The sequence below is a fragment of the Frankia sp. R82 genome (genome assembly GCF_023716925.1).
Lineage (GTDB): Bacteria > Actinomycetota > Actinomycetes > Frankiales > Frankiaceae > Frankia.
The window spans coordinates 1-15,668 of record NZ_JAMQQG010000004.1 but is presented as its reverse complement, the minus strand read 5'-3'; the positions used below and the strand labels follow the sequence as shown (position 1 = coordinate 15,668).

Genomic DNA, 15,668 nt, shown 5'->3' with positions numbered 1-15,668 from the left:
GGCGAGGTTACTTCGGCGGAGCGTCCCGCCAGGGGCGGGGGAAGTCGAGGTGGCGCAGCGCACCGGCCTCGACGTAGACCTCATGTCGGCTGCGCAGCGTCGCAAGCAGCGAGCCGGTCACCGGTACGTCCACCGGACCGCCGGCCGCCGCACCCGCTCCGGCCGGGCCGCCTGCGCCCGCCGGGGTGCCGTCGCCCACCTGGGTGACGTGCTCGGCGAGCGCCCGGCGCTGCCGGTCACGCAGGCCGCGGGCGTCGACGAGCAGCGGACGGCCCTCCCGCAGCCGGCGGACGGGCTCCACCAGCAGCCGGGTCACCGACCGGTCCCGCGTGCCGTAGCCACGCGTCCAGGGCCAGTGGGTCCACAACCACACCGTGTATTCCAGCAACTGACCGGTGAACTCCGCCGCGGCGGCGGCCCGGGTGGCTGCCTCATGGGTCGCGTCGTGGTCGGGATGCCCCTCGCAGGAGGCCGGCATGAGAATCTGCGCGGGCCGCCGAGCCCGGATGATCTCGGCGAGCCGCAGGGCAATGGCGTCCAGCGCGCCGCCTAGCTCCGAGTCGGGAAAGCCGAGGAACAGCACGTCGGTCTCGGGCACCCCGAGCACCGCGCAGGCCCGCCGGGTCTCCGTTTCCCGGACCTCGACAAGCTCCTCGGGTGGCAGCGTCACCGGCTCCGCCCGGGACCCGTCGCTGACGATGACGACGGTCACCGGTGTGCCCACCGCCCGTTTCCGGATCACCGCGACCGCGCAGCCCAGTGTCTCGTCATCCGGATGCGGCGCCACGACCAGGCAGGACGACCGGGCCATGCTCGCCGTGACGTCGGTACCGCGCCGCAACCACACCCACCGCAGCGCCGACCGGGCGAGCACCATCGCCTCCGCCCGCGCGGCCCGTGGATCGCGCACTGTCGACTGCCAGGCCATCCCTGCCACCGCCTCCCCCTACCACTGTTCCCCGCGAGCCCCGGTTGCGCCCGCCTGACCTGCCGGCGGGCCCGGAGCGGAACTCGTCCACCTCGACGGATTCCACCCGCGCGGACGATGCCCCGACCATAGCCTCAGCCTCGACAGCACCTGCCACAGGCGGCGCCGGAGCGGACACCCGTCGTCAGACCGGTGTCCGGGACGACACGGACCGTGCCGCCCACCCGGTCCGACCGGGCACGGCGTCCAGGTTGGGCATGCGGGCGGCGGGAACCCGCGCGGCCGGTGAACGTCGCAGGTCTGGACCGACAGGATTTGGCTGGACAGGATGTGGCTCGACCGGGTCCGGACGGGTGGGGTCCGGCGACACGACATCCGGACGCCCCGGCCGGGTACCGGTGAGCCGGCTCAGCTCGGCCTGGGTGGGCAGTGCCTCGTAGCCACCCGGACGGCCGACCGTGCGGGTCGCCGCCTGCTGTGCCGCGTGCACCGCGGCCCGCGGCGATCGGCCCGCCACCAGCTGCGCGGTGAACACCGCCGTGAACGCGTCACTCGCCGCGGTCGTGTCGACCACCGGCCCGGTCGGCGCCCGGTGCCAGAAGCTCCGCCCGCCCGGCCGATCCGGGCCGCCGCGTCCCTCGGTCCGCAGGACGCAGCCCTGTGCGCCCAGGGTGACGCACACCGTCGGCACCCCGAGCCGGTCGACGAGCGCGTCGGCGAGCAGGTCCGCGGGACCGTTCGCGCCGGGGTGGCCGACCAGCAGCGCGCGGGCCTCGGCCTCGTTGGGCACCAGCACGTCCACCAGGTGCCACGGCACAGCGGCCATCAGGGCGGACCGATCCGCCGTCGGCGCGGGCGCAGGCGCGGGGTGGACCACAACCCACCGGCTCACCCGAGCCGCGGCGGTGACCAGGGCCGCGGTGGCCGATGGGAACTCGAAGGTCAGCAGCGTCGCGTCGACCCGACCGCCAAGCCGGCGGGCCGCCTCGTCAAGGGTGCCCGCGGTCGGCGCCAACTCGTCCGGGACCCGCCAGACGACGGCCTTCTCCCCGTCCGGGCGGCTGTGCACGACGCACACCGGCGTCGGCGCACCCTGCCGCACCGGCATGGCGGACACGGCCACCCCGTCGGCGACCAGCACCGAACGGATGGCCTCACCCACCGGGTCGCAGCCCACCGACCCGACCGCCGCCACCCGGACGCCGAGCCGCGCGAGCGTGACCGCCTGGTTCAGTGCCTTGCCACCGGGCACCGTGCGCATCGCGTCGGCCCGCAGATCATCGCCCCAGACCGGCAGCCCCGACGCGCTGATCAGACAGTCGAGCACGAACGCCCCCGCTACCAGGAAACCCGCCGAGCCCGCCACACCGGGCGGGCGCACCGGGCCGGACGGATCGGGCAGCGGCGGCTCCCCCCAACCGCTTCGCCTACCGCCCTCGTCAGCTGCGCCGACTCCGTTGTCGGCGCAGCTCTCGCACTCGCTGGTGTCCTCCGCGCCGTCCTTGCCGGCGCCCGTGGTCCTCACACATCCCCCGTGCGTTCAGGTGCTCTGCGATGGTCTCGGACGAGCACTGACGATCGAGCCTGGGAACCACCCGAGCCGGTGCTCCGCGGCCACCGTAGTTGACACCACAATCCGCACTCCGAATCGGCCCGCAACCGACCACCGAGCTGTCACCGAAGGACATGACGAGGCAAGGAAATCCGCACTTTCCGTTGCCTGAAAATTCCACCGCGTCGATCTCGCTGCAGCTGGGGTCTGGCCGGGTAGCCCAGCGCGCCCGGTTCGGCGCCAGCTCCACCGGAGGGCAGGCCAGCCCGGTCATCACCACGAGAACCGACTGGCCGCCGGCACACCGCCCGCCTCGAAGCATGTCCGCGACCGCGAAGAGCGTTTTCGCGACGTGTACCGGCCGGTGGCCGGAGCAGCCAGAAAAGCACTGGTCGACAATGGAGCAGAGAATCGCCTTGCGTTGGATCTGGAACCTGGCACCCAAGGGCCCGACTGCACCGTTCCGTCCGATCGATTTCTACTGTCCGGTATACGTCGGGATCGGGTGTAGTCGTACCAGCCCAATGGCGTGTGGATGACCCGCGGTCGATTACGACCAGTCAGCAGAACCCTGACCGCTGGGCGCAAAGGCCCCACAGCAGGGAAGAAGGGTGGAGCGGGCGACGGGAATCGAACCCGCGTTGCAAGCTTGGGAAGCTCGTGTTCTGCCTCTGAACTACGCCCGCGTGATGCAACCGCATCGTACCGGATGACCGGCCCGGGGCGTCGGGCCGGGGCCCGGCAGGTCGTGGACAGCCCGTCCGGCTCGGCTGTCCACGCCGGCCGGCCGGCCGTCCGGCCGGGCTGAGGTCCGTCCGGGCTGAGGTCCGGCGCCTTCCCGCACCGCGACCGGCACGTGGTTCGGTCGGCCGCGGTGCGATCAGGCCCGCGACTCAGCCGTCGACGCCGCCTGCCGCGTGGGCGGGAGTGGTGGCGGTCGTGGGCTGGGCGCCGACACCCGGGGGGCGCAGGAAACCCAGCGGCTCGCGGCCGACCGGCTGCCTCGGGCGGTCAAGCACCGGTGCCGGCGTGATCTCCCGGGTTTCCGGCTTGTCCGGTTGGACCCGCACCGTTCGGCCGTGGTGCAGCAGTGTTATGGCCGGCCCGGAGGACACGGTGTACGTCGCCGACTCGGCGCGGATCTCCACCCGCAGCAGCCGGCCCCGCACCCCCAGGCTGAACGCGAGCCGGGTGAGGCCCTCGGGTAGCCGCGGCGCGAACGCGATGACCTCGCCGGTGTCCCGCAGACCGCCGAACCCCTCCACCAAAGCGATCCAGCTACCGGCAAGAGAGGCGATGTGCAGGCCGTCGCGGGTGTTGTGCTCGATGTCGCGCAGGTCCATCAGGGCGGCTTCACGCAGGTAGTCGTGCGCCAGCGACAGGTGGCCGCATTCGGCGGCGAGCACGGCCTGGCAGCAGGCCGACAGCGACGAGTCCCGGACGGTCAGCGCCTCGTAGTAGGCGAAGTTACGGATCTTCTCGTCATGGGTGAACGCATCGCCGCAACGCTGCATGGCCAGCACCAGGTCCGCCTGCTTGACGACCTGCTTGCGGTAGAGGTCGAAGTAGGGGAAATGCAGCAGCAGCGGATACTGCTCGGCCTTGGTGTGCTCGAAGTCCCAGGTCTCGTGCTCGGTGAAACCCTCCGACTGCGGATGGACGCCGAGATTCGGGTCGTAGGGGATGTACATGTCCTCGGCGGCGTCCCGCCAGGAGGCCGTCACCTCGGCGTTCACTCCGAGTTCGGCGGCGCGGTCGGGGTGGCGACGGGCGGCGTCCGCGGCGGCCCGCAGGTTCCGCTGGGCCATCAGATTGGTGTAGACGTTGTTGTCGGCGATCGCCGAATACTCGTCCGGGCCGGTGACCCCGTCGATGCGGAACCGTCCGTCCAGGTCGTGATGGCCCAGCGACCGCCACAGCCGGGCCGTCTCGACGAGCAGTTCGAGGCCCTCCTCACGTTCGAACCGCGTGTCCTCGGTGACGTTGACGTAGCGGGCCACCGCGTCCGCGATGTCGGCGTTGACGTGGAAGGCCGCCGTGCCCGCCGGCCAGTACCCCGAACATTCCTCGCCATGGATGGTGCGCCAGGGGAACACCGCGCCCTGCAGGTTGAACAGCTCGGCGCGTTCCCGGGCCAGGGCCAGCGTCGTGTGCCGCCAGCGCAGCGCGTCCCGGGCGGCGTCCGGCGCGGTGTAGGTCAGCACCGGCAGGACGTAGGACTCGGAGTCCCAGAAGGCGTGCCCGTCGTAGCCGGGGCCGGTCAGGCCCTTCGCCGCAATCGCCCGTCGTTCGGCCCGCGCCCCGGCCTGCAGGACATGGAACAGCGCGAACCGGACCGCCTGCTGAACCTCCGGGTCGCCGTCGACCTCGACGTCGGCCCGCGCCCAGAATGCGTCCAGGTACTCCTTCTGCTCCTGCACGAGGCCGGCCCAGCCGGTCTGGCGGGCCGCGACCAGCGCGGCGGCCGCCTGGTCACGCAGCGCCGGCAGCGAACGCTGCTCGGACCAGCCATAGGCGACCCACTTGACCATCCGCAGCTTCTCGCCAGGCTGCAGGACGACCGTCGCCGTGACCCGGCCGGCGTCCGCCTCGCTCTCCGCGTAGATCCCGAGCGAGTCCGGGCCCTCGACATGATGGTCCATCGCCGCCGCCACCCGGATCTCGCTGTTACGGGTGATGTGCAGCGTCTCGACCTTGGTGCCGGACGCCCGGTGCAGCTCGGAGACCAGCGGTGACTCGAGGGCCGCCGCCGCCCGCGGATCCCCCTTGAACACCGGCAGCTGCTCGTTGGCGACCAGCTCCGACTGGACCACCACCCGCGCCGGATCGCCGATCGCCTCGACCTCGTAGTAGAAGGCGGCGATCGACCGCTGGGAGAACGACACCAGTCGACCGGACCGCACCCGCACCGCCTGGCCGGCCGGGGAGACCCATTCCACCTCGCGGTGCAGCACGCCCTCCCGGAAATCAAGCTTCCGCTGATGGGAGCGCAGCTCCCCGTACCGCACGTCGAACGGCTCGTCGTCGACCAGCAAACGGATCAGTTTTCCGTTGGTGACGTTGATGACCGTCTGCCCGGACTCCGGATAGCCGTAACCGGCCTCCGCGTACGGCAACGGCCGCAGCTCGTGCACGGAGTTCAGATAGCTGCCGGGCAGACCGTGCGGGTCGCCCTCGTCCAGGTTTCCCCGCAGGCCGATGTGCCCGTTCGACAGCGCGAACAGCGACTCCGACCGGCCGAGATCGTCGACATCGAGCCCCGACTCCCGCAACGTCCACGGGTCGACCACATAGTTCGCCTTGTCGATCATGCCTTGTTGCGCCCGGACGTGGCCGGCTCGAGCAGCTCGGCGAGATCACGCACGACGATGTCGGCGCCGTGCGCGCGCAGGGCCTCGCCGTGGCCCGAGCCGACCCGGTCGACCCCCACCACGAACCCGAACCCGCCGGCCCGCCCGGCCTCGACCCCCGCCAGCGCGTCCTCGAACACCGCCGCCTGCCCGGGCGGCACGCCCAGACGGCGCGCACCGGCGAGGAAGGTGTCCGGCGCCGGCTTGCCGGCCAGGTTCTCCCGAGCCGCGACGACACCGTCCACCACCTGCGCGACCAGAGCGTCCAGACCGGTCACCCGCAGCACCTCGACACAGTTGGCGCTGGAGGACACCACCGCCCGCGGCGTGTCGCCCGCGACGAGTTCGCGCAGGTAGCTGACCGACCCCGGGTAGACATCCACCCCGTGCTCCTGGATCTGCCGCTGCACCAGGATGTTCTTGCGGGTCGCCAGTGCGTGCACCGTGAGCGCGGACGGCGGATCGTCCGGCGTGCCGTCGGGAATGCCGATGTGCCGGGACGCGAGAAACGCCCGGACTCCGTCCACCCGCGGCCGACCGTCCACATGGTCGGCGTAGTCCCGGCCGATGTCGAACGGAACGAACGGGTCGCCGCTGCGGTGCGCCCAGTTCTCCAGAAAGTCGTCGAACATCTCCTTCCACGCAGCCGCGTGAACGGTAGCCGTGTTCGTCAACACACCATCGAGATCGAACAGGCATGCTGTGACGTGATCGGGTAGCCCGTGCATGGTTCTCCCGCCTGTCTTTCGCTTCTGCCGTCGGTCCTTCGCGTTCGCCGTCCGTCCGTCCGTCCGGAACCTCTCGTCCGGGATTTCCCGTCCGGGCCGGGTGACTCCTACCCGTGTCACGCTACGTACCAACGCATCGGACGCCCGCACGCCGCGCGAGAGTCGGGCACCACAACCTGCCGACACCCGTCGGGATCCGCCGGGCCGCCGCACCGGCGGGCCGCTTCGTCCGGCTGACGGACGTGACATGCTCGTACGCGTGCTGCTGTCCGACCGGGACATCCGGGCCGAGATCACCGCGGGCCGGGTCCGCCTTGACCCCCATGACCCCGAGCTGATCCAGCCGTCCAGCGTGGACCTGCGTCTGGACCGGTGGTTCCGCGTCTTCGCCAACCACCGGTACACCCACATCGACCCGTCCATCGAGCAGGACGACCTCACCGAACTGCTCGAGCCGGACGGGGACGAGCCGTTCGTGCTCCACCCCGGAGAGTTCGTGCTCGGCTCGACCCTGGAGATCATCAGTCTCCCCGACGACCTCGCCGGACGGCTGGAGGGCAAGTCGAGTCTGGGTCGCCTCGGCCTGCTGACCCATTCGACGGCCGGCTTCATCGATCCCGGCTTCTCCGGCCACGTGACGCTGGAGCTGTCGAACGTCGCGACCCTTCCGATCAAGCTCTGGCCAGGCATGAAGATCGGCCAGTTGTGCCTGTTCCGGCTGTCCTCACCGGCCGAGCACTCCTACGGTTCGCCGCTCTACGGCTCGCGCTACCAGGGCCAACGCGGCCCGACCCCATCCCGTGCCCACCGCGACTTCACCCGCTGGCCGGTCCGCGACACCCCCTGACCTCTTCGCGCCCCCGGCCGTCCCACCTGGCGCGGTCGCGGGACGAGGCCGGAAACGACGACGGTCCCCGGGCCGCCGCCGATCAGGCTGGCGGCGGCCCGGGGACCGCACGTGACATCGCGGCTAGGCGACCGGTTCCGCGGGCGCGGGCTCGGGCGGAGCGGCCGGCGCGGCCGGCTGCAGGGAGCGGGCCAGCAGCTGGGAGACGTCGAGCACCTCGACGTCTTCCCTGGCCTCACCGGCGAGCTTCTTCTCGGTGACGGCGTCGGTCAGCATGACGATGCAGAACGGGCAGGCGGTCGAGACGACGTCGGGGTCGAGGCCGAGAGCCTCCTCCATCCGGTCGACGTTGACCCGCTTGCCGATCTTCTCTTCCATCCACATCCGCGCGCCGCCGGCGCCGCAGCAGAAGCCACGGTCCTTGCAACGGTGCATTTCCTGACCGCGGATGCCGGGGATGGCCTCGAGAATCTCCCGCGGCGGGGTGTACACCTTGTTGTGTCGACCGAGGAAGCACGGGTCGTGGTAGGTGACCGAGGACTCCACCGGCGTGATCGGCACGAGCTTGCGCTCCTCGACCAGCTTGCCGAGCAGCTGGGTGTGGTGGACGACCTCGTAGGTGCCACCGAGGGAGGAGTACTCGCGGGCGAGGCTGTTGAAGCAGTGCGGGCAGGTCGCGACGATCTTCTTGACGCCCGTTTCGTTCAGCAGCTCGATGTTCGCCTTGGCGATCTCCTGGTAGAGGTACTCGTTGCCGAGCCGACGGGCCGGGTCACCGGTGCACGACTCGTTGGTACCGAGAATGGCGAACTCGACGCCGGCGGTGTGCAGCAGCTCGGCGAAGGCCCGGGCGACCTTCTTGGCCCGGTCCTCGATCGCGCCAGCGCAACCGACCCAGTAGAGGTACTCGACGTCCTCGGGGATCTGCTCGCCGTCACCGATGATGCGGACCTCGAACGGCAGGCCCTCGGTCCACTCGGTCCGAGTGCGCGGCGAGACACCCCACGGGTTGCCGTTGTTCTCCAGGTTGCGCAGCATCACGCCGGCCTCGGACGGGAAGGCCGACTCGATCATCACCTGGTAGCGGCGCATGTCGACGATGTGGTCGACGTGCTCGATGTCGACGGGGCACTGCTCGACGCAGGCGCCGCAGTTGGTGCAGGACCACAACACGTCGGGGTCGATGACCCCGCCCTCCTCGGCGGTGCCGACGAGCGGGCGGTCGACCTGCGGCTGGCCGGGCTGCGGGACCCGGCCGAAGCCGGACTCGGGCACGCCGTGATGGCCGTGGCCGGCGTCCTCCTCGACCCCGGTGACGGCCTTCGGCGCCTCGTCGCCCTCACCCGCACCGGCGCCCTTGGTGGCCAGCAGGTACGGCGCCTTGGCGAACAGATGGTCGCGCAGGTCCATGATGAGGAGCTTCGGCGACAGCGGCTTGCCGGTGTTCCAGGCCGGGCACTGGCTCTGGCAGCGACCACACTCGGTGCAGGTGGAGAAGTCGAGCATCGCCTTCCAGGAGAAGTCCTCGACCTTGCCGACACCGACGATCGGCTCGTCCTCCTCCATCAGCTTCTCGATGTCGGGGGTGGTCGCCAGCGGACCGAGCGCGACCGGCTTGCGCTTGAGCACCACGTTGATCGGTGCCAGGCCGATGTGCAGGTGCTTCGAGTACACCACCAGGACCGAGAAGCCCATGATGACGGCGATGTTGAGCAACAGGAACGCCGTCTCGATGTTCTCGTTCGCGTCGTGCGAGAGCCCGGAGAAGGCGCGGCTCACCGCGTAGGAGGCGAAGGCCCACTTGGTCTGACCCTGCGGCAGGTTACCGGTGTTCCACTGGGCGCCGCGGTAGATCAGCAGGGTCACGACGACGGCCGTGATCAGGCCGAGGATGACCCAGGCCGGCCCGGTGTGCGAGCCGTAGAACCGCGATTTGCGATCGAGGCGGGCCGGCGCGTTCTTCCACCGGATGATCGTGAAGGCGACCAGGCCACCCAACACGGCGACGGCGAAGAAGTCCTCCAGGAAGCCGATGGCCGCCCAGTGCCCGAACAGCGGAATGTGGAAGTCGTCGTCGAACAGACCGCCGTAGGCCTCGATGACGGTCAGGAGCAGGATCGTGAAGCCCCAGAAGGTGAACAGGTGGGCGATGCCCGGCACCGACCACTTCAGCAGCTTGCGCTGGCCACCGACCTCGCTGATCTCCGTCCAGACACGCCCGGGCAGGTCGTCGAGCCGCCCCGGCGCCGGCTGGCCCGACCGGATCAGCCGGAACAGCCAGAACACCCGGCGCCCGGCAACCGCGAGAGCGATCAGGGTGATCGCTCCACCGATCGCAAGTCTCACAGCATCCTCCATCTGGACCCACCACTTCGGGCGAGCCTACTCGTACTGACCAGTAACTTATGCGGCGAGTGAGCTGTGCCACCCGCCCCACGAACTGCGGTTCGGGCGACTCGTCACGCCGGCCCTTCGGTCCCGCTTCTCACTCCAGTCACTCCAGGTCGCGACCTGCGGCCCGAGACGGACCCGAACACCGACCCGGCATCGGACCACTGTCGCTCCAGCGCCGAGGGGTAGCGCGCCCGCCCACCCCGACCCTGCCACGATGTGGTCCGAGCGGCCCGACATAGGGGGTTGGAAGGTCCGATCGCCCGCGCCGATCGACCGGGCCTGCTACTTTCGGTGGCATAGTCCCAACCAGCACGCAACATTCCACACCCGTTTCGACTACCCGTCGTCACGGTCGACAGAAGCACGTCCTGCGCCTGGCCGGACCCGGTCACCGGTCGAGGCGGTCGAGGCGGTCACCTTTCGCCTCCCCGCCAGCACCCCGACCGGTCCGCAGGTGCGCCAACTAACGATGTCAACCCTTGTGTCACAGGGACAACCGACGCACGATAGAGCTGGCTTCTCGCCCATGGTGACCGGGCGATCGGACCACGCGCGGCGCCTGGATCATCAAGGTGCCCGTGGGTCCGCACCAGCGCTGCCGCGATGCCGCCCGGCACATCCAGCGGACGGCTCCCTACCCACGTTGACGACCCCTGCGAACCATGGTGGGCACGATGGCGACGATCACCCGGCCGACGATGACCCGAGTCGGCCGCCCCGGTCATTCCCTGCAGACCGAGTACCAGCGGGCCCGCGAGACCCAGGCGCTGGTCCGCCGCGACCGGCTGGCCCGGCAGCTGCCCCGCACGGCCGGCCGCGCCGCCGTCGTCGGGCTGATACTGGCCCTGGTCATCGGGTTCGGGCTCGGGCAGCCCGCGGTGGCGATCGCCGTGTTCTTCGTGGTGTTGCTGGCCTGGCCGCTCGGCATCGTGGTCGCCTCCTTCGGCAGCGCGCCCGACATCGAACTGCTGCGTGAGGGCGCCGAGGCCGAGCGCAAGACGGCGCGAGCCATCGCCCGGCTGCGCCGCAACGGCTACCTCATTCTTCATGACCGCGCGGTGCCCTACTCCGAGGCGACCATCGGTCACCTGCTCATCGGGCCGGGCGGGGTGATGGTGCTCGGCAGCGACAACAGCAAGGGCACGTTGCGTTATACCAAGGGCGGTGCGATCTGCGACGGGGAGTCGCTCAAGCCCGTCATCGACCGGATCGCCTGGCTGGGCAGCGAGGTGCGCAGCCAGATCCGCAGCGCCCTACCCATGATCAAGATTCCGGTCAGCCCGATCCTGGTCATGGTCGAGGCCAACGTGCTGTGGAGCGACGGCGCGCTCGAGGGCGTCACGATCATCAGCATCAAGGACGTCTCCACCTTCATCCGCAAGAAGGCGGGTCGACTCAACCCGGGCGAGGTGCGCCAGATCGTCGCCGCGGCCGAGCGGCTCTTTCCCGCGTACACCGCCAACCGGCTCGCCGAGCACGTCACGGTCGATCGCGACCAGTGGGTCACCCTGATGGACGCGCTGCGCACCATCCGTGAACGCGACGGGGACGCCAGCGACATGCTCGACCGGCTGGCCCAGATCGAGGCCGATCTGGGCCGCCAGGCCGACCTCGGGCCCCAGGCGGGAATCGAGGCTGCGGCTGTCAGCGACCGCGCCGACGGGCGTGGCGGTGTGCCCCTGGCCGTCCCGGGCCAGCCGGCGGACGCCCGCGACAGTGCCCCGTCGGATGACGAGCCGGTTGCCGCGGCGCCCGAGGGTCCCACCGACACCAGCCCCAGCCCGATCGCCTCGATCGGCCTGGCGGCCATGCCGGACCAGAACGCCCCCCGCCCGCGCCGAGGCCGCATCCTCGCCGCTGTCCGCCCCCCGCGCGACCCCGTCGAGCGCACCGGTGCCACCGGCCGCCACAGCGACCCTCCGGCCGACCCACCGCCCCCCGCGGACTCCTGACCACCGGTGCGCTGATCGCAGCTGCACGCACGACCACAGATCCCCCACATCCGACCTGAGCCACCACGCACCGCCGGCCGGTCGCCAGGTCGTCCACTGGCGACCGGCGGCTGTTCGGCCGTGCCAGGCACCGGTCGACCGCGCCTTGGTCGCTGGCTGCTTTCCAGGATGGTCACCAACCGGCGCGTTGCAGCCTGGCCATCGGTCTCATCGCTGTGCCGGGCCGTTCGCTCACGTCCCCCGTGACGACCGCGGGCATCAAGGCGACTGATGCCGCCATCCCAGTGCGGGTAGTGCGCTGTCCGCGAATGTTCACAGGCAGCACACTGGTACCTGCCTGTACCGCGACAGTGGCTGCCCAGCGGCAGTGGCTGGCTGGCCAGGCCGTCGCTGGGCGGCCAGGCCGTCGCTGGCCGGCGTCCACCACGATCCGTTGGTGCTCTTCGGGGTTGTCCGGACACCATCCGAGGTCACGTGGCTCCGCGGGCCTGGTTTCGCCCGCCGACCCCGCCACCGTCACGGGCTGTCATCGAGATCGGCGGGCCGGGTGCGGCGGATGGGTCCTTCTATAGGGATGAAACGAACAAAATTTCGGTTTGACCCCTACAGAAGGACCACATTGATCGACACGCCCGGGATTGCCGCGACCCGCGGGGCCACTTTGATTACGGTGTGTCATATCGATTGCCGGGTGGGGGGTCAGCGGTCACGGGTGGCTTCCTCCAGCCCCGGATGGTGCGCCCGCGGCCACCCCGGCACCCAGCACACCCGGCCACAACCGGAAACGTTCATGGACGGCGCAGTAGCGGCACCCACCCGGAGCCCCGCCCAGCGGCTCCGGCGCGGACGGTGGCCGGGCATCTCACCAGATCGGCGATGGACGCCTCCTGCCGGCCGAGTCTGCGAGCAGTAGGGCTCCAGGACGAACTTGAGCGAGGTAGACTCATGTCTGTCCGGAATGGGTTGGCGTCCGATCCTGAGTCGAGTACACTCAACCTACTGAGAAGATCTACCGTGAGTTCGTAAGCGTTAGCCACGAGCACGTCAGTCACTGGCACGTCAGTCACTGGCACCGGTACCAGCAACAGGCCCGGTGCCGGTGACGAGCATCAGTAGCACCGCATTCTCCGGGTGCCCCTCGGCGAGCGCGGTCATCCGAGAGGTCCCATCCCCACGAGGTCGGCTCACGCGCACCGATGGGCGTCGCCGACATGGATCGAGAGGCACACAGACATGGCACGAGCGGTCGGCATCGACCTCGGCACCACGAACTCCGTCGTGAGCGTGCTCGAGGGCGGTGAACCCACGGTGATCGCCAATGCCGAGGGCTCCCGGACGACCCCGTCGGTCGTGGCCTTCGCGAAGAACGGCGAGGTCCTGGTCGGCGAGGTCGCCAAGCGTCAGGCGGTCACCAACGTCGAGCGCACCATCCGGTCGGTCAAGCGGCACATGGGCACCGACTGGAAGATGAAGGTCGACGCGAAGGAGCTCACTCCGCAGGAGATCAGCGCCTTCATCCTGCAGAAGCTCAAGAGGGATGCCGAGTCCTACCTCGGCGAGCCGGTGGCCGACGCGGTCATCACCGTCCCCGCCTACTTCGACGATGCGCAGCGCCAGGCCACCACCGAGGCCGGCACGATCGCGGGCCTGAACGTCCTGCGGATCGTCAACGAGCCGACTGCCGCCGCGCTCGCCTATGGCCTGGACAAGGGCGAGAAGGAGCAGACCATCCTGGTCTTCGACCTCGGCGGCGGCACGTTCGACGTGTCACTGCTGGAGATCGGCGACGGCGTGGTCGAGGTGAAGTCCACCTCTGGTGACACCCAGCTCGGCGGTGACGACTGGGACCAGCGGATCACCGACCACCTGATCAAGACCTTCAACGGTCAGCACGGGGTCGACCTCGGCAAGGACAAGATGGCGCTGCAGCGGCTGCGTGAGGCTGCGGAGAAGGCCAAGATCGAGCTCTCTCAGTCCAGCCAGACCACGATCAACCTGCCGTACATCACAGCGTCGGCCGACGGCCCGCTGCACCTGGACACGGCGCTGACCCGCGCCGAGTTCCAGCGGCTGACCGCGGACCTCATCGACCGCTGCCGGCATCCGTTCCAGCAGGCGGTCAAGGACGCCGGCATCAAGGTCAGCGACATCGACCACGTCGTGCTCGTCGGTGGCTCCACCCGGATGCCCGCCGTCGTCGACCTGGTCCGTGACCTGACCGGCGGCAAGGAGCCCAACAAGGGCGTCAACCCGGACGAGGTCGTCGCCGTCGGCGCCTCCCTACAGGCCGGTGTGCTCAAGGGCGAGGTCAAGGACGTTCTGCTCCTCGACGTCACCCCGCTGTCCCTCGGGATCGAGACGAAGGGGGGAATCATGACCAAGCTCATCGAACGCAACACGACGATTCCCACCAAGCGCTCGGAGATCTTCACCACGGCGGAGGACAGCCAGCCATCCGTGCAGATCCAGGTTTTCCAGGGTGAGCGCGAGATGGCCGCGTACAACAAGAAGCTCGGCATGTTCGAGCTGACCGGCCTGCCGCCCGCCCCGCGGGGTCTGCCCCAGATCGAGGTGACCTTCGATATCGACGCCAACGGCATCGTGCACGTGTCCGCCAAGGATCTGGGCACGGGCAAGGAGCAGTCGATGACGATCACCGGTGGCTCCGCGCTGCCGCGGGACGACATCGACCGGATGGTTCGGGACGCGGAGCAGTTCGCCGAGGAGGACCGTCAGCGTCGCGAGGAGGCCGACACCCGCAACAAGGCAGAGACGCTGGTCTACTCCACGGAGCGGTTCCTCGCGGAGAACGGCGACAAGCTCGACGCCACGCTGAAGACCGATGTGGAGGAGAAGCTCGGCACCCTGCGCGGTGCCGTCGCGGGCACCGACACGGCCGCGATCCGTGAGGCGGCTGACGCGCTGGCGGCGGCCAGCCAGGCGCTGGGCCAGGCCATGTACGCGCAGGCCGCCCAGGACGGCGCCGGTGCGCCGGGTGCCGCCGGTGGCCCGGCGGACGATGACGTGGTCGACGCCGAGATCGTGGACGAGGAGGACAAGAAGTGACCTCCAGCCAGTCCGGCGACTGGTGGGGCACCAGCCAGGAGGAAGGCGAGGAGCCCCGGGTGGTCGTCCGTGACCGCCGGCGGATCGACCCCGACAGCGGGGAGGTCCGTCCGGAGACCGGCGCGGCTACCGGGGGAGCAGCCGGCGGCGACGCCACCGAGTCCCGTCTCGCGGCCGACCCGGCAGACCTCGAGCTGATCGAGTCGCTGCGGTTGCAGGCGGCCGAGCGCACCGCCGATCTGCAGCGGCTCAAGGCGGAGTTCGACAACTACCGTCGCCGGGTCGAGCGTGACCGGCAACAGATCGGCGAGCAGGCCACCGCCAAGGTGCTCACCAGCCTGCTGTCCGTCCTGGACGACCTCGGCCGCGCCCGCGACCACGGCGATCTCGAAGGCCCGTTCAAGGCCATCGCGGAGGCGTTGGAAACAGCGCTTGAGGCGGCCGGGCTGGAGCGGTACGGCGTGGCCGGCGACGAGTTCGACCCATCCGTGCATGAAGCACTCATGCACTCGTACCGCTCCGATGTCAGTGGCCCCACCTGCGTCGATATCTTCCGGGCCGGCTATCTTCACGCGGGGCGGGTCCTGCGCCCGGCCCAGGTATCCGTCGCCGAGCCCTCCGGGGAACCGGCCGAGTCGGTGGAGCCTGCGGTCGCTGCGCCCGGGCCGGTCCCGGACGACACCGGCACGATTCCCGGCCCGGACCATGGCGGGCCCACCGTCAGCGCCGGCTGAGATCGGTCGGTGGGGGGGGGGGCGCGGGCGGGGCCGGGGCCCCCCCCCCCCCGGGGCCCCCCCCCCCCCCCCCCCCACCCCCCCCGCCCCCCCCCCCACCCCCCCGCCCCCCGCCGG

The 15,668-nt window shown here is 70.4% G+C and carries 9 protein-coding genes and 1 tRNA gene; 4 read left to right on the top strand and 6 right to left on the bottom strand.

Annotated elements, in window-relative coordinates; translation table 11 throughout:
• Positions 1-7 precede the first annotated feature (7 nt).
• The 5 genes from ND747_RS01870 to ND747_RS01850 form a co-directional block, all read right to left on the bottom strand.
• Complete coding sequence (locus ND747_RS01870) at positions 8-928, bottom strand: PIG-L deacetylase family protein (protein ID WP_251731197.1); 921 nt, start codon at positions 926-928, stop codon at positions 8-10.
• 184 nt (positions 929-1,112) lie between these two features.
• Complete coding sequence (locus tag ND747_RS01865) at positions 1,113-2,453, bottom strand: PfkB family carbohydrate kinase (protein ID WP_251731195.1); 1,341 nt, start codon at positions 2,451-2,453, stop codon at positions 1,113-1,115.
• 639 nt (positions 2,454-3,092) lie between these two features.
• Positions 3,093-3,166 (bottom strand) — tRNA-Gly (locus ND747_RS01860).
• A 207-nt stretch (positions 3,167-3,373) separates the two neighbouring features.
• The gene (locus tag ND747_RS01855) at positions 3,374-5,791 is read right to left on the bottom strand and encodes a glycoside hydrolase family 65 protein (protein ID WP_251731194.1); all 2,418 of its coding nucleotides are present in this window, start codon (positions 5,789-5,791) and stop codon (positions 3,374-3,376) included.
• Complete coding sequence (locus tag ND747_RS01850) at positions 5,788-6,558, bottom strand: HAD family phosphatase (RefSeq protein WP_251731192.1); 771 nt, start codon at positions 6,556-6,558, stop codon at positions 5,788-5,790. The genes ND747_RS01855 and ND747_RS01850 overlap by 4 nt, the downstream gene beginning before the upstream one ends.
• Before the next feature lie 259 nt (positions 6,559-6,817).
• On the opposite strand from ND747_RS01850, the gene dcd reads away from it, so the two are divergent.
• Positions 6,818-7,405 carry a dCTP deaminase gene (gene dcd, locus ND747_RS01845; protein ID WP_251731268.1) on the top strand — a complete coding sequence of 196 codons (588 nt, stop codon included), beginning with the start codon at positions 6,818-6,820 and terminating at the stop codon, positions 7,403-7,405.
• 123 nt (positions 7,406-7,528) lie between these two features.
• On the opposite strand, the gene ND747_RS01840 is transcribed toward dcd, so the two are convergent.
• Positions 7,529-9,751 (bottom strand): (Fe-S)-binding protein, encoded by a 2,223-nt coding sequence (locus tag ND747_RS01840; RefSeq protein ID WP_251731191.1) that lies wholly within the window; start codon positions 9,749-9,751, stop codon positions 7,529-7,531.
• Positions 9,752-10,473: 722 nt separating this feature from the next.
• On the opposite strand from ND747_RS01840, the gene ND747_RS01835 reads away from it, so the two are divergent.
• The 3 genes from ND747_RS01835 (at position 10,474) to grpE (ending at position 15,551) form a co-directional block, all read left to right on the top strand.
• Positions 10,474-11,751, top strand: a complete 1,278-nt coding sequence (locus ND747_RS01835) for a nuclease-related domain-containing protein (RefSeq protein WP_251731190.1) — start codon at positions 10,474-10,476, stop codon at positions 11,749-11,751.
• A gap of 1,233 nt (positions 11,752-12,984) precedes the next feature.
• Positions 12,985-14,817, top strand: coding sequence for a molecular chaperone DnaK (gene dnaK, locus ND747_RS01830; protein WP_251731189.1), 1,833 nt, complete (start codon positions 12,985-12,987; stop codon positions 14,815-14,817).
• On the top strand, positions 14,814-15,551 hold the full coding sequence (gene grpE, locus ND747_RS01825; RefSeq protein ID WP_251731187.1) for a nucleotide exchange factor GrpE: 738 nt from the start codon (positions 14,814-14,816) through the stop codon (positions 15,549-15,551). The genes dnaK and grpE overlap by 4 nt, the downstream gene beginning before the upstream one ends.
• Positions 15,552-15,668 lie beyond the last annotated feature (117 nt).

Coding starts and splice junctions, on each gene's coding strand:
- ND747_RS01870 (WP_251731197.1), bottom strand. CDS start 928: ATGGCCTGGCAGTCGACAGTGCGCGATCCACGGGCCGCGCGGGCGGAG.
- ND747_RS01855 (WP_251731194.1), bottom strand. CDS start 5,791: ATGATCGACAAGGCGAACTATGTGGTCGACCCGTGGACGTTGCGGGAG.
- ND747_RS01850 (WP_251731192.1), bottom strand. CDS start 6,558: ATGCACGGGCTACCCGATCACGTCACAGCATGCCTGTTCGATCTCGAT.
- ND747_RS01835 (WP_251731190.1), top strand. CDS start 10,474: ATGGCGACGATCACCCGGCCGACGATGACCCGAGTCGGCCGCCCCGGT.
- dnaK (WP_251731189.1), top strand. CDS start 12,985: ATGGCACGAGCGGTCGGCATCGACCTCGGCACCACGAACTCCGTCGTG.